This is a genomic window from Streptomyces sp. NPDC060028 (genome assembly GCF_042736725.1).
Taxonomy (GTDB): Bacteria; Actinomycetota; Actinomycetes; order Streptomycetales; family Streptomycetaceae; genus Streptomyces.
On sequence record NZ_JBHWVJ010000059.1, the window covers coordinates 1 to 13,187 of the forward strand.

Below are 13,187 nucleotides of genomic sequence, written 5' to 3' on the forward strand. Positions count from 1 at the left end.
GACAGGCCGGGCCGACGCGGAGAGACGATGAGACTGACGGGAAACCCCCAAACCCCGTCAACGCCCCCGCCCGAGCCCAGTCCCGGCCCTCCCTGCCCCCGACCTGGTGTTCCATAGGCCCATGGACGACTTTCACCGCACCCTGCACTCGCTGCGCGTTTGGGACGCCGAGCTCCCCGGCTTCGATACCGCCGTCGCGCCGATCGAGCCGCTGGCGCTGTTTCGCGAGTGGTTCACGCATGCCGCCGAGGCCGGGCAGCTCGAGCCGCACACCATGAGTCTGGCCACCGTGGACGGGCAGGGGCGGCCCGACGTGCGGACGCTGATGCTGCACGACGCCGACGCGCGGGGCTGGCACTTCGCCTCGCACTCCACCAGCGCCAAGGGCCGGCAGCTTGCCGCGCACCCCGACGCGGCGCTCGGGTTCTACTGGCCGACCGTGGCCCGGCAGATCCGCATCCGGGGCCGGGTCACCGCGTGCGGGCCCGAGGAGAGCCGGGCGGACCTGGCGGTCCGCTCGCGGGGTGCGCTCGCCGCGGCGCTCACGGGCAGGCAGAGCGAGGTCCTCGGTTCGCCCGAGGACCTGGCCCGGGCCTCGGCCGCGGCGTGGGAGCGGGCCGGCGCCGAGCCGGACGCGCCCGCGCCGACCTGGACCCGGTACGTGCTCGACGCCGCCGAGGTGGAGTTCTTCCAGGGCGACGCCACCCGCCGCCACACCCGCCTGCGGTACACCCGTACCCCGGCGTCCGCCTGGACCCGCGAGCTGCTCTGGCCGTGAGACGTACGGGCCCGGACACCTCCCGCGTCCCGCATCCGGCCTCCCCTACGGTCTGAAGACCGCCACCCACACGCCCTCGGCCGCCTCGCGGAAGGTGACCTCCAGGTCCATCCCGATCCGGAGGTCCCCCTCCGGGCATCCGACGACCTCGGTCATCATCCGCGGGCCCTCCGCGAGGTCGACGACGGCCGCCACGTACGGGACCCGGGTCCCGAACGGGGGCAGGTCGTTGCGGTGGATGACCGACCAGGTGTAGAGCGTCGCGCGGCCGCTCGCCGCCTCCCACGTCACCCGGTCCTCCCCCGCCCAGCAGGACGGGCAGAACTCGCGCGGGTAGTGGTGCGCCCGTGCGCAGGCCCCGCAGCGGCGCAGCAGGAGCCGGCCCTCGGCCGCCGCGTCCCAGTAAGGGCGCGTGAACTCGTCGATCTCCGGCAGGTCGTGGCGCGCCGTGCTCGCACTCGCACTCGCACTCGCACTCGCACTCGTACTCGTACCCACAAGTCCGTTCACGCCGTTCTTCCCCACAACAGCCCCATCTCCACCCGAGTCTCCGCCGGGATCCATACCTGACGTACCGTCAGTTCAGCGGATTCGGCCTCCTCCCGCAAGGGCCCGGCCCCCCGGCCGTGATCGATCCGCAATCGATTCCCTCCTCGTCCGAGACCCATCAACGCTGCGTGGCGATACGCTCACACCTCATGCCCGGAGTCCCCGCAGCACCCGACATGACCACCCAGCCCCGCCCCGTGTACGTCATCGGCGCCGGGCCCGGCGGCCTCGCCGTCGCCGCCGCGCTGCGCGCCCGCGGGGTGCGCGCGGTGGTCGTGGAGAAGGCCGAGTCGGTCGGCGCCTCCTGGCGGGGCCACTACGACCGGCTCCACCTGCACACCACGCGCCGGCTCTCCGCCCTCCCGGGCCTGGCCATGCCGCGCCGGTTCGGGCGGTGGGTCTCGCGCGACGACGTCGTGCGGTACCTGGAGAAGTACGCCGAGTTCCACGAGCTGGAGCTGGTCACCGGGGTCGAGGTGACCCGGATCGAGCGCTCCGCCGACGGGGCGGGCTGGACCCTGCACGCCACCGGCGGCCGGGTGCTGGCCGCCGGGGCGGTGGTCGTGGCGACCGGGTTCAACCACACCCCCGCGCTCCCCGACTGGCCGGGCCGGGACACGTACGGCAATCCGCTGCTGCACGCCTGCGCGTACCGCAATCCCGAGCCCTTCCGCGGCCGGGACGTGCTCGTCGTCGGGGTCGGCAACACCGGCGCCGAGATAGCCGTCGACCTGGTCGAGGGCGGGGCCGCCCGGGTCCGGCTCGCGGTGCGCACGGCTCCGCACATCGTGCGCCGCTCCACCGCCGGCTGGCCGGCCCAGCGCACCGGGATCCTGGTACGCCGACTGCCCGTGGGGCTCGTGGACCGGCTGGGCGCGCTCGTCGCCAAGGTTTCCGTCCCGGACCTGTCGGCGTACGGGCTCCCTCGCCCCGCCACCGGCCTGTACAGCAGGGTCAGGCAGGGGGCGATACCGGTGCAGGACGTCGGCCTGATCGATGCCGTGCGGGCCGGGCGCGCCGAACCGGTCGCCGCGGTCGATTCCTTCGACGGCGCCGAGGTGGTGCTCGCGGACGGCTCGCGGATCACCCCGGACGCGGTGATCGCGGCCACCGGCTACCGCCGGGCGCTGGAGGGCCTGGTCGGGGAGCTCGACGTACTGGACGGGCGCGGCCGGCCCCGCACGCACGGCGACCGGACCTCCGCGCACGCCCCTGACCTGTACTTCACCGGGTTCAGCAATCCCATCAGCGGGATGTTCCGGGAGATGGCCCTGGATGCCGAGAAGATCGCCAGGGCCGTGGCCCGCCGCCACCGGCCCCAGGCGGGCTGACCTCGGCCGAATACCGCCCTGGACCCACCCCGAGCGCGTCTGTCACCGTTCCACACATCACCTCCACCACCTTTCCTGCGCAGCCCTGTTCCTGACGGCACGTCAGTTCAGTAATCTGACTACACGTCAGTTATTGAGGTTCCCATCGAGGTTCATCGAGCAGGAGCGGGCGGAACGATGCTTGGATCTACTCACGGCACCCTCACCACCGACTTCCGCGCACGCGTCGAGGCCTGCGGGGAGACCCCCAGAACCGCCGTCCACTCCACGGCGGCGCCGTCCGCCGAGGACACGGTCGCGCTGGACGTCAGCGGTCGGCCCCTGCACGCCGATGCGCCCGACCTGGACCGGTTCTTCCGGCCCGAGTCCGTGGCCGTCATCGGCGCCTCGGACGCCGAGGGCAGACCGAACACCGGCATCACCCGCCAGCTCATCGCCTGGGCGGAACGCGTCGGAGCCCGGCTCCACCCGGTGCACCCCACCCGCACCACCGTCTTCGGGCTGGCGTGCCACGCCTCCGTCGCCGACCTGCCCGAACAGGTCGACCTCGCCGTCCTCCTGGTGGCCGACCCGCTCCCCGTGATCGAGGAACTGGCCGAGGCCAAGGTGAAGTTCGCGGTCGCCTTCGCCTCCGGCTTCGCCGAGACCGGTGACGCGGGAGCCGCCGCCCAGGCGCGCCTCGCGGCCGCCGTCCGGCGCTCGGGCCTGCGCCTGCTCGGTCCGAACACCAACCTCAACGCCTTCGAGAGGTTCCGCGAGGACCTCGACGGCCCCGCCATCGCGCTGATCACCCAGTCCGGGCACCAGGGCCGGCCCGTCTACACCCTCCAGGAGCTGGGCATCCGCCTGTCCCACTGGGCGCCGACCGGCAACGAGGCCGACCTCGAAACCTCCGACTTCATCTCGTACTTCGCCGAGCAGCCCGAGGTCGGAGCCATCGCCTGTTACGTCGAAGGCCTCAAGGACGGCCGGGCCTTCCTCCTCGCCGCCGACCGGGCGGCGCGCAACGGCGTACCCGTCGTCGCCGTCAAGGTCGGCCGCACCGAGACCGGCGCCCGGATGGCCGCCTCCCACACCGGGAAGCTGACCGGCGCCGACACCGTCGTGGACGCCGCGATGCGGCAGTTCGGGGTCATCCGCGTCGACGGCCTCGACGAGCTCCAGGACACCGCCGCCCTGCTCGCCCGGGCCCGTAAGCCCACGGCGGACGGGGTCGTCGTGTACTCCATCTCCGGCGGCACCGGCGCCCACTTCTCCGACCTGGCCACCGAGGCGGGGCTCAGCCTCCCCGCCCTCTCCCAGGCCAAGCAGGACGAGCTCCACGAGTGGATCCCGGAGTACCTGAACGTCGCCAATCCCGTCGACAACGGCGGCCACCCCGTGGGCGACTGGCGCGGCCGCAAGATCATCGACGCGATCCTGGCCGACCCGTCCGTCGGCGTCCTGATCTGCCCGATCACCGGCCCCTTCCCGCCGATGAGCGACAAGCTCGCCCAGGACCTGGTGGACGCCGCCGAGCAGACCGACAAGCTGATCTGCGTGATCTGGGGCTCCCCGGTCGGCACGGAGGAGGCGTACCGCACCACGCTCCTCGGCTCCTCCCGGGTGGCGACCTTCCGTACCTTCGGCAACTGCATCACCGCCGTACGGGCCTATCTCGGCCACCACCGTTTCACCGCGGCCTACCGCTCCCCCTTCGACGAGGCCCCCCGCACCCCCTCGCCCTCCTACCGCAAGGCGCAGGCCCTGATGCGCCCGGGCCAGCAGCTCAGCGAGCACTCCGCGAAACAGCTGCTGCGCGCGTACGGGATACGGGTGCCCCGCGAGCAGCTCGTGACCAGCGCGGCCGCGGCCGTGCGGGCGGCCGGGCTGGTCGGCTACCCGGTCGTGATGAAGGCCTCGGGCCCGCAGCTGGCCCACAAGACGGAGCTCGGGCTGGTCAAGATCGGCCTGACCTCGGCGAGCCAGATCCGCGACGCGTACCGGGAGTTGACGGACATCGCGCGGTACGAGAACGTCCCGCTGGACGGGATCCTGGTCTGCCAGATGGTCGAACGCGGTGTGGAGATGGTCGTCGGGGTCACCCAGGACGACCTCTTCGGCCCCACCGTCACCGTGGGCCTCGGCGGGGTCCTCGTAGAGGTCCTGCACGACGCGGCGGTGCGCGTGCCGCCCTTCGGGGAGGACCAGGCCCGCCACATGCTCACGGAACTGCGCGGCCACGCCCTCCTGGAGGGGGTCCGGGGAGCGCCCCCGGCGGACGTGGACGCGCTGGTCGAGGTCATCCTGCGGGTCCAGCGGATGGCCCTGGAACTGGGCGACTCGCTCTCCGAGCTGGACATCAACCCCCTGATGGTGCTGCCGCGCGGCCAGGGCGCGGTGGCGCTGGACGCGCTGGCCATCTGCCACTGAGCCCACTGGGCGGGGCCCTCGGGGCTCCGCCCCGGACCCCGGGCGCGGCGCCGCGCCCGGCGTGCGGCGACACCCACCCACCCTGGAACGGGAGTTCATTCCATGACGGACGAGATCCTCCACCGCCTGGACAACGGCGTCTCCTGGATCACCCTCAACCGCCCCGACGCCATGAACGCCGTCACCTGGGACCAACGCGAACGCGTCATCGCACTGCTCGCCGACGCCTCCGCCGACCCCGCCGTCCGGGCGGTCGTCATCACCGCCACCGGCAAGGGCTTCTGCGCGGGCGCCGACCTGCGCGGCGCCCCCACCGCCGGCGAGCGGGTCGCCGGCGACGTCGCCCGCATGATCCGGCTCGGCGCGCAGCGCCTGATCACCGCGGTCCTCGACTGCGAGAAGCCCGTCATCGCCGCCGTCAACGGCACCGCCGCCGGCATCGGCTCCCACCTCGCGCTCGCCTGCGACCTCGTCATCGCCGCCGAGCCGGCCCGCTTCATCGAGGTGTTCGTACGCCGCGGCCTGGTCCCCGACGGCGGCGGCGCGTACCTGCTCCCGCGGCTCGTCGGCCCGCAGAAGGCCAAGGAGCTGATGTTCTTCGGCGACGCCCTCCCCGCGGCCGAGGCCGAGCGGCTCGGCCTGGTCAACAAGGTGGTCCCGGCCGAGGAGCTGGAGGCCACCGCCCGCGCATGGGCGGAGCGGCTCGCGCAGGGCCCCACCCGGGCCCTGGCCATGACGAAGCAGCTGGTCAACGTGTCCCTGGACGGCGACCGGGCGACCGCGCTGGCCGCCGAGGCCACCGCCCAGGAGATCAACATGACCACGGCCGACGCGAACGAGGGCGTGGCGAGCTTCGTGGAGCGCCGCACGCCCAAGTACCTCGGCCGTTGAAGCACCGCCCGGCGGGCTACATCCGCGGGTCGGGCTTCAGCAGCGCGAACACGGCCCCCGCCGGGTCCGCGACCCACGCGATCCGCCCGACGTCCGGGACGTCCGCGGCGGGCATCAGCACCGCGCCGCCGGCGCCCTGGATCACCCCCACGTGGGCGTCGACGTCCGCGGAGTGGAAGTACGGCACCCAGCGCGGCACCGTGGTCGACCCGCCGCCCGCGCCCTCACCCTGCGGCGCGACCCCGCCGAAGGACGTGTGCTGCGGGTCGCCGCCGTCCGCGGTGCTCAGCACCCGGTACGTCATCCCGGGCGCCTCCATCTCCTCGGACCGCCACCCGAACAGCCCCGCGTAGAAGGCGATGGCCGCGACGGGGTCGGGGGTGTGGAGCTCGACCCACAGCAGGGTGCTTTCGACCGAGGTCAGCCCCAGCCCGGCGGTCTTCCCCGGCTGCCAGCACGCGAACTCCGCGCCCTGCGGGTCGGTGAACTGCGCCAGCCAGCCCTCCCCCATCACGTCCATGGGTTCCATCCGCACCTGCCCGCCGCCGCTGCGCACGCCCTCGGTGGTGGCCTGGAGGTCGGGGCTGGCGAAGTGCACCATCCACGCGGACTGCGCGCCCTCCTGGGTCAGCGGCCCGAGCGCGGCGACGGTCTTCCCGTCCACCTGGAAGAACCCGTAGCCCCCGGCCTCGGGCCCGGCGGAGACGAACTGCCACCCGAAGACGGAGCCGTAGAACGCGGCGGCCGCCCCGGTGTCGGGGCTTCCGAGGTCGAGCCAGTTCGGTGAGCCGGTGCGGTAGTCGGTGCCGAGCATGCGATGCCTCCTGTGGGGCCGGGGTGGCCGGGTGGGGCCGGGTTCCGGGGTTCCCGGGTTCCGGTCGGGCGTACGTACGGCGGTACGCCGACCCCCGCCACGATGCCGAACCCGGGCCCGGCCCGCATCCCGTACCGCCTGCGCCGGTCCCGCGGGCCTCGGCGGTTCACCCGGTGGGCGCAGCCCCGCCGCCCGTACCCACCCGCCGCAGGAGCCGCGTGGCACCCCCGTCCGGATCGCCGTCGAGGGGGAACAGCTCCGGGGTGCGCCGCGTTCTCGCACGTCGTCCCACACAACGGGCCCCCCGGTTTTCTTTGAACACGTTCAATCGAGGCGGACCCTACACTTCTCTTCCCATCTGACGAACCGTCAGCTTCAATCGGTCATGTGATGGGACACGCAGGGATGGCGGCCACCGTCGTCCGATACCTCAGGTCAGTCGGCTCCCCCACCTCCGCCGCGGCGGAGCCGGAGCCCGTGGAAGTTCTGCCGCGCCCCGACCTGCGGGCCGTCGGCGAGGACGAGCGCGCGCCCGTCAGCCCGGCCGAGTTCCGGGCCGTGCTCGGGAACTTCGCCAGCGGGGTCACGGTCATCACCGCCCCGGCGGGCGAGGACGAGGACGGACCGGCCGGCTTCGCCTGCCAGTCCTTCGCCTCGCTCTCCCTCGACCCGCCCCTGGTCACCTTCATGGTGGCCCGCACCTCCACCACGTGGCCCCGCATCGCCCGCGCCGGGGTGTTCTGCGTCAACATCCTCGGCGCCGAACAGGGCACCCTGTGCCGGGCCTTCGCCGTCAGTGGCTCCGACAAGTTCGCCGGGATCGCCCACAGCCCCGCCCCGGTCACCGGATCGCCGAAGCTCGACGCCGTGCCCGCCTGGATCGACTGCCGCATCCACGCCGTGCACACGGGCGGGGACCACCTGATCGTGGTCGGCCGCGTCGAGGCGATGGGCGCGGCCGGCGAGGGCGCTCCCCTCCTCTTCCACAAGGGCCGCTTCGGCCGCCTGGCGGACTGAAGCCGCCTGGCGGACCGAGACCACCTGGCAGACCGAGCGCCTCCTCCCCCCACACGCCGGGACCGGCCCTGCTCCGAGTGAGCAGGGCCGGTCCCGGTTTCCGTGCCGCGCCGGGTCAGAAGGTCAGCACACCGCGGGCCACGCGGCCGTGGTGGGCGTCGTCCACCGCCTTGGCGAAGTCCTCCACCGGGTAGAGCTCCGTCACCAGTTCGTCCAGCAGCAGCCTGCCCTGCAGGTAGAGCTCCGCGTAGAGGGCGATGTCCCGCTGCGGGCGCGAGGAACCGTACCGGCAGCCCATGATCGTCTTGTCCAGGTACATGGACGAGACCTGGAAGGACGCCTCCTCCTTGAAGCCGGGCACGCCGAGCAGGACCGCCTGCCCGTGCCGGTCCAGGAGGTCGATCGCCTGGCGGATCAGCTTGACGCTGCCCACGCACTCGAAGGCGTGGTCCGCGCCGGTCGGCAGGATCTCCTTCACCGCCGCCGACGAGTCCGCCACCGCCGAGGCGTCGATGAAGTGCGTGGCGCCGAACCGCCGGGCCACCGCCTCCTTGGCCGGGTTCGCGTCCACCGCCACGATGGTCGTGGCGCCCGCGATCCTCGCGCCCTGCAGGACGTTCAGCCCGATCCCGCCCGTGCCGATGACGACCACCGACTCGCCGCGGTCCACCTTCGCCCGGTTCAGCACCGCCCCGACCCCGGTCAGGACACCGCATCCGATCAACGCCGCCGAGGTCAGCGGAATGTCGTTCGGGATCTTCACCGCCTGTACGGCCTTGACGATCGTCCGCTCCGCGAAGGCCGAGTTGGAGGCGAACTGGAACAGCGGCTTCCCGCCCCGCGAGAACGGCTGTCCCGGCATCCCGATCGCCTTGCGGCACATGGTCGGCCGCCCCCGGTCACAGTCCGCGCACGCCCCGCAGTTGGCGAGCGTCGACAGCGACACGTGGTCCCCCGCGGCCACGTGCGTGACCCCCGCGCCGACCGCCTCCACCACCCCGGCGCCCTCGTGCCCCAGCACCACCGGCGGCGGAAACGGAATCGTTCCGTCGATCACCGACAGGTCGCTGTGGCACAGTCCGGCCGCCGCTATCGCGACCAGCACCTCCCCCGGGCCCGGATCGCGGATCTCCAGGTCGTCGACCACCTGGGCCTGCTTGCCGTCGAACACGACGCCTCTCACCTGGACTCCTTAGGCAGGCCGAGCACGCGCTCGGCGATGATGTTCCGCTGGATCTCGTCCGAGCCGCCGTAGATGGTGTCGGCCCGGGTGAACAGGAACAGCCGCTGCTCCTCGTCGAGCCCGAGCTCGTACGGGAGCCCGGGCGCCCAGGCCGCCGGCCCGGCCGTCGCCGCCGCGCCGCGGACCTCGACCGCGAGCTCGCCGAGCCGCCGGTGCCAGCCGCCCCAGAGCAGCTTGGCCACGCTCGGCGCCCCCGCATCACCCTGGGCACCCAGGGTCCGCAGGGCGTTCCACCGCATGGTGCGCAGCTCGGCCCACTGCCGTACGAGGCGGTCCTGCAGCACGGGGTCGCGGTCCGCGCCGGAGGCTGGGGCGGAGGCTCGGTCGAAACCCGCGCCGAAGGCTGCGTACGACGCGACCACGCGCTCCAGCTCCGCCGCGAACCCGATCTGCTGGACGAGCGTGGAGACCCCCCGCTCCAGGGCGAGCAGGCCCATGGCCACGGACCAGCCGTTGCCCTCGCCGCCGACGACCTCGGCCGCCACCGCCCCGTCGAAGAACACCTCGTTGAACTCGCTCGTCCCCGACATCTGCCGGATCGGCCGGACCTCGATCCGCCCCGGCTGGTCCATGCGCACGAGCAGGAAGGACAGGCCCCGGTGCCGCCGGGAGCCCGCCTCGGTACGGGCCAGTACGAAGCACCAGTCCGCGTCCCGGGCCAGGGAGGTCCAGATCTTCTGCCCGGTGACGCGCAGCAGCCCGTCGGCCCCGTCCCGTACCGCGGTCGTACGGATGCCCGCGAGGTCGGAGCCGGCGCCCGGCTCCGAGTACCCCTGGCACCACAGCTCCTCGCCGTGCGCGATGCCGGGGAGGAAGCGGTCGCGCTGGTCCTGGGACCCGTAGGCGACCAGCGTCGGCGCGAGGAGGTTCTCCCCGATGTGGCCGACCCGGCCGGGCGCGCGCAGCGCCGCGTACTCCTCGGCCCACACCACCTGCCCGGTCAGGGAGAGCCGCCGCTGCCCGTACGCGCCGTCCGGCACCTCCCAGCCCTGCCCGATCCAGCCGCCGCGGCCCAGCTCGCGCTCCCACGCGCGCCGCGCCCCGACGCCCTCGTGCTCGCTGCCCGGCCCGCCGAGGCCGACGGCCTGCGCGTACGGGCCGACGAGGTGCTCGGCCAGCCACGCCCGGGCGCGGCCGCGCAGTTCCTCGTCCTCGGCTCCGAAGCTGAAGTCCACCCCGCCGCTCCTCTACGCGTTCGGGCGGTCCTTGGCGGCCGCCGCCTTGGCCATGGCCTCCAGCTGCGCGAGCATCGGCATCGGGTCGGTGCCGACGGTGCCGGGCAGGAAGTCGGCGATCTTCTCGGGGGTCCAGGACCCTTCCGCGTACCCGGCGCGCAGCTCGCGCGGCTGGGCCCAGACGGCGATCTTCGGGCCGGCGATCGTGTAGACCTGTCCGGTGATGGACTCCGCCTTGGCCCGGTCGCTGAGGAGGTAGGTGACCAGCGCCGCGACGTCCTCGGGCTCGCCGATCTCCTTGAGCTCCATGGGAACGTTGGCGGACATGCGGGTACGGGCGACCGGCGCGACGGCGTTGGCCGTGACCCCGTACTTGGCGAGGCCGAGTGCGGCGCTGCGCACGAGCGAGATGATGCCGCCCTTGGCGGCGCTGTAGTTGGCCTGCGCCACGGAACCCTGGTGGTTGCCGCTGGTGAAGCCGATGAGGGTGCCCGTGCCTTGCCGGCGCATGACGGCGGATGCGGCGCGGAAGACGGTGAAGGTGCCCTTGAGGTGGGTGGCGACCACCGGGTCCCACTCCTCCTCGGACATGTTGAACAGCATCCGTTCGCGCAGGATGCCGGCCACGCAGACGACGCCGTCGATGCGCCCGTACTGGGCGAGGGCGGTGTCGACGATGCGCTGGCCGCCGGCCATGGTCGAGATGTCGTCGGCGACGGCGACGGCCTCCCCGCCTGCGGCGATGATCTCCTTCACCACCGCTTCGGCCACTTCGCTCGTGGGCTCTCCGCCCTCGATCCCGACGCCGTAGTCGTTGACGACGACCTTGGCGCCCTCGGCGGCCGCGGCGAGTGCCACGGCCCGCCCGATGCCCCGGCCGGCGCCGGTGACGGCGACGACCTTGCCTGCCAAGAAGTTCCCCACGTCCGGCCCCTTCCCGCGTTTTCTGACGGTCCGTTAGATTCTATGACCAGTCAGATGCTGCTGCACAAGCCCTAGTCGCACTCGCCTCTCCCAAGGAGCTGATGAGGTCATGGCCCTGCCGGCCGAGTTCCACGACATCGCCAAGCGCGTCAACAACTGGGGCCGCTGGGGCGCCGACGACGAGATCGGCACCTTGAACCTGATCACCGACGAGGTGGTACGGGCCGCCGCGCAGGAGATCCTCAGCGGCCGCCGCATACCCCTGGCCCTGCCGCTGAAGGAGGACGGGGTGCAGGCCGGCATGATCCCGGGCCGGATCAACCCGCTGCACACGATGGTGCAGATCAACCAGGAGATCTTCGGGCCGGGCACGGTGGCGTGCAGCGACGACGCCGTGACGATGGGCCTCCAGGCGGGCACCCACTGGGACGCCCTGACCCACGTCTCGCACTCGGGCAAGATCTACAACGGCCGCCCGGCCTCGTCGATCACGGCGCACGCGCGGGCCGAGTTCAGCGGCATCGACAAGGCCGGGCACATCGTCTCGCGCGGGGTCCTCCTCGACGTCGCGCGCGCAAAGGGCCTGGACCGGCTCCCCGGGGGGCACGCCGTCACGCCCGAAGACCTGGCGCAGGCCGAGGAGTTCGGCGGGGTCACGGTCCGGGCCGGCGACATCGTCCTCGTGCGCACCGGCCAGATCCAGGTCTACCTGGCGGGCGACAAGCACGGCTACGGTTTCCCGTCCCCGGGCCTGTCCGTCCGCACCCCGGAGTGGTTCCACGCCCGGGACGTGGCGGCGGTCGCCAACGACACCCTGACCTTCGAGATCTTCCCCCCGGAGATCGAGGACCTGTGGCTGCCGGTCCACGCCCTCGACCTGGTGGAGATGGGCATGCACCAGGGCCAGAACTGGAATCTCGAAAAGTTGTCCACAGCCTGTGCAGAAGAAAACCGCCACGCCTTCCTGCTCTCGGCCATGCCCGAACCCTTCGTCGGCGGCACGGGCACCCCGGTCGCCCCGGTCGCCATCCTCTGACCTGGCCCGATACGCGTAACCCCTAGCCGGAATTAAGATCACGAACTCATCCGCAAGGGGGAAGCATGCGCAAAATCATCACCGGTACGACTCTGGTCCTGACCGCGGCTCTACTGACGGGCTGCGGCAGCGAAGGCAAGGAAGCCGCCGCCAAACCGACGAGCGCGACCACCGCCACCGCCGGGCACACGACCGGGAACGGGAAGTCGCAGCCGAACACCGGCGGTGGCGAGGTCAAGCACGAGGTCACCCTCGAAGTCCTCGGCACCGGCCAGTCGCAGGTCTACTACAACCTCCAGACGAACAAGATGGAGCAGGTCACACTGCCCTGGAAGAAGACCGGGACCATCACCCTGACGACCGAAGCCGAGAAGAAGATCGGCGAATCCGTGTCCGTCGTCCCCGGATCCGTACACGGCTCCGACGGCATGCTCCACGCCGCGGGCTGCGTCATCACCGTCGACGGGAAGAAGGTCGCGGACAACCAGGACGGCAAGGCCGACACCAAAATCTGCCAGTACCTGGTGAAATAGGGACCCCCGACTCAGCTGGACCCCGCGATCCCGCCGACGACGAACCAGATGACCCAGAGGACGGGCAACAGGCCGACGTAGGCGAGCGGCCGCGCGTGAACCGGCGGCCCCTCGTCGAGCGGCGCCCGCCCCGGCGCCGGCTCGGACAGCGGCAGCTTGGCGAACTTCATGGCGGCGATCAGGTTCCACACCAGCGTGAACGGCGTGAAGATGAACAGGGAGAACGGGCTCCACCAGCCCTGACACAGCGTCTTCGTGGTCATCGCCCGCACGGTCGCCCGCCCACACCGCCGGCACAGCGGACCGTCGACACGATGGAAGCGCATCACGACGAGCACCCCCACATGAGCCCGCACCGCAAAGTCCGCGGCGTCCGCCGCCCCGCACCCCCGACAGGCGGTCGGCCGCGGCGCGACGCCCCAGAGCGGGCCGTTGTGATTCCGCGGTGGTGTGGTGGTGGTCATGAACAAGCCTCCGAAACAAG

13 protein-coding genes are annotated in these 13,187 nt (G+C 72.5%); 7 read left to right on the plus strand and 6 right to left on the minus strand.

The window, feature by feature from the left end; translation table 11 throughout:
• Positions 1-121 precede the first annotated feature (121 nt).
• Complete coding sequence (locus tag ACFWBF_RS25710) at positions 122-778, plus strand: pyridoxal 5'-phosphate synthase (RefSeq protein WP_385606009.1); 657 nt, start codon at positions 122-124, stop codon at positions 776-778.
• A gap of 45 nt (positions 779-823) precedes the next feature.
• Here ACFWBF_RS25710 and ACFWBF_RS25715 read toward each other — a convergent pair whose 3' ends face one another.
• Positions 824-1,288 carry a Zn-ribbon domain-containing OB-fold protein gene (locus ACFWBF_RS25715; protein ID WP_385606011.1) on the minus strand — a complete coding sequence of 155 codons (465 nt, stop codon included), beginning with the start codon at positions 1,286-1,288 and terminating at the stop codon, positions 824-826.
• A 188-nt stretch (positions 1,289-1,476) separates the two neighbouring features.
• Between ACFWBF_RS25715 and ACFWBF_RS25720 the strand changes: the two genes are divergently transcribed.
• From ACFWBF_RS25720 to ACFWBF_RS25730, 3 genes are all read left to right on the plus strand, one after another.
• Positions 1,477-2,658, plus strand: coding sequence for a flavin-containing monooxygenase (locus tag ACFWBF_RS25720; protein ID WP_385606013.1), 1,182 nt, complete (start codon positions 1,477-1,479; stop codon positions 2,656-2,658).
• A 177-nt stretch (positions 2,659-2,835) separates the two neighbouring features.
• Complete coding sequence (locus ACFWBF_RS25725) at positions 2,836-5,070, plus strand: acetate--CoA ligase family protein (protein ID WP_385606015.1); 2,235 nt, start codon at positions 2,836-2,838, stop codon at positions 5,068-5,070.
• Positions 5,071-5,172: 102 nt separating this feature from the next.
• Positions 5,173-5,961: an enoyl-CoA hydratase/isomerase family protein gene (locus ACFWBF_RS25730; protein WP_385606017.1), complete on the plus strand. Its 789-nt coding sequence runs from the start codon at positions 5,173-5,175 to the stop codon at positions 5,959-5,961.
• Positions 5,962-5,977: 16 nt separating this feature from the next.
• Here ACFWBF_RS25730 and ACFWBF_RS25735 read toward each other — a convergent pair whose 3' ends face one another.
• Entirely contained in the window at positions 5,978-6,775 is a 798-nt protein-coding gene (locus tag ACFWBF_RS25735; protein WP_385606018.1) for a VOC family protein, read from the minus strand.
• A 405-nt stretch (positions 6,776-7,180) separates the two neighbouring features.
• Between ACFWBF_RS25735 and ACFWBF_RS25740 the strand changes: the two genes are divergently transcribed.
• Complete coding sequence (locus tag ACFWBF_RS25740; protein WP_385606074.1) at positions 7,181-7,792, plus strand: flavin reductase family protein; 612 nt, start codon at positions 7,181-7,183, stop codon at positions 7,790-7,792.
• 115 nt (positions 7,793-7,907) lie between these two features.
• Here the strand turns inward: ACFWBF_RS25740 and ACFWBF_RS25745 are convergent, their stop codons facing one another.
• Genes ACFWBF_RS25745 through ACFWBF_RS25755 form a run of 3 tightly spaced genes read right to left on the minus strand, consistent with a single transcriptional unit; the run spans position 7,908 to position 11,134 of the window.
• Positions 7,908-8,975 carry a Zn-dependent alcohol dehydrogenase gene (locus ACFWBF_RS25745; RefSeq protein ID WP_385606019.1) on the minus strand — a complete coding sequence of 356 codons (1,068 nt, stop codon included), beginning with the start codon at positions 8,973-8,975 and terminating at the stop codon, positions 7,908-7,910.
• Positions 8,972-10,210: an acyl-CoA dehydrogenase family protein gene (locus ACFWBF_RS25750; protein ID WP_385606020.1), complete on the minus strand. Its 1,239-nt coding sequence runs from the start codon at positions 10,208-10,210 to the stop codon at positions 8,972-8,974. Before ACFWBF_RS25750 ends, ACFWBF_RS25745 begins: the two co-directional genes overlap by 4 nt.
• Before the next feature lie 12 nt (positions 10,211-10,222).
• Entirely contained in the window at positions 10,223-11,134 is a 912-nt protein-coding gene (locus ACFWBF_RS25755) for an SDR family oxidoreductase (protein WP_385606021.1), read from the minus strand.
• A gap of 109 nt (positions 11,135-11,243) precedes the next feature.
• On the opposite strand from ACFWBF_RS25755, the gene ACFWBF_RS25760 reads away from it, so the two are divergent.
• Complete coding sequence (locus tag ACFWBF_RS25760; protein WP_385606022.1) at positions 11,244-12,170, plus strand: cyclase family protein; 927 nt, start codon at positions 11,244-11,246, stop codon at positions 12,168-12,170.
• Between the two features lie 65 nt (positions 12,171-12,235).
• Entirely contained in the window at positions 12,236-12,703 is a 468-nt protein-coding gene (locus ACFWBF_RS25765) for a hypothetical protein (protein ID WP_385606023.1), read from the plus strand.
• Positions 12,704-12,714: 11 nt separating this feature from the next.
• On the opposite strand, the gene ACFWBF_RS25770 is transcribed toward ACFWBF_RS25765, so the two are convergent.
• Positions 12,715-13,167, minus strand: a complete 453-nt coding sequence (locus ACFWBF_RS25770; RefSeq protein WP_385606025.1) for a hypothetical protein — start codon at positions 13,165-13,167, stop codon at positions 12,715-12,717.
• Between the last annotated feature and the right edge of the window lie 20 nt (positions 13,168-13,187).

Bases quoted from the DNA above. Each gene is read 5' to 3' on its own strand.
- ACFWBF_RS25760 (WP_385606022.1), top strand. From the start codon at position 11,244: ATGGCCCTGCCGGCCGAGTTCCACGACATCGCCAAGCGCGTCAACAAC.
- ACFWBF_RS25740 (WP_385606074.1), top strand. From the start codon at position 7,181: ATGGCGGCCACCGTCGTCCGATACCTCAGGTCAGTCGGCTCCCCCACC.
- ACFWBF_RS25735 (WP_385606018.1), bottom strand. From the start codon at position 6,775: ATGCTCGGCACCGACTACCGCACCGGCTCACCGAACTGGCTCGACCTC.
- ACFWBF_RS25725 (WP_385606015.1), top strand. From the start codon at position 2,836: ATGCTTGGATCTACTCACGGCACCCTCACCACCGACTTCCGCGCACGC.
- ACFWBF_RS25770 (WP_385606025.1), bottom strand. From the start codon at position 13,167: ATGACCACCACCACACCACCGCGGAATCACAACGGCCCGCTCTGGGGC.
- ACFWBF_RS25730 (WP_385606017.1), top strand. From the start codon at position 5,173: ATGACGGACGAGATCCTCCACCGCCTGGACAACGGCGTCTCCTGGATC.
- ACFWBF_RS25720 (WP_385606013.1), top strand. From the start codon at position 1,477: ATGCCCGGAGTCCCCGCAGCACCCGACATGACCACCCAGCCCCGCCCC.
- ACFWBF_RS25710 (WP_385606009.1), top strand. From the start codon at position 122: ATGGACGACTTTCACCGCACCCTGCACTCGCTGCGCGTTTGGGACGCC.
- ACFWBF_RS25765 (WP_385606023.1), top strand. From the start codon at position 12,236: ATGCGCAAAATCATCACCGGTACGACTCTGGTCCTGACCGCGGCTCTA.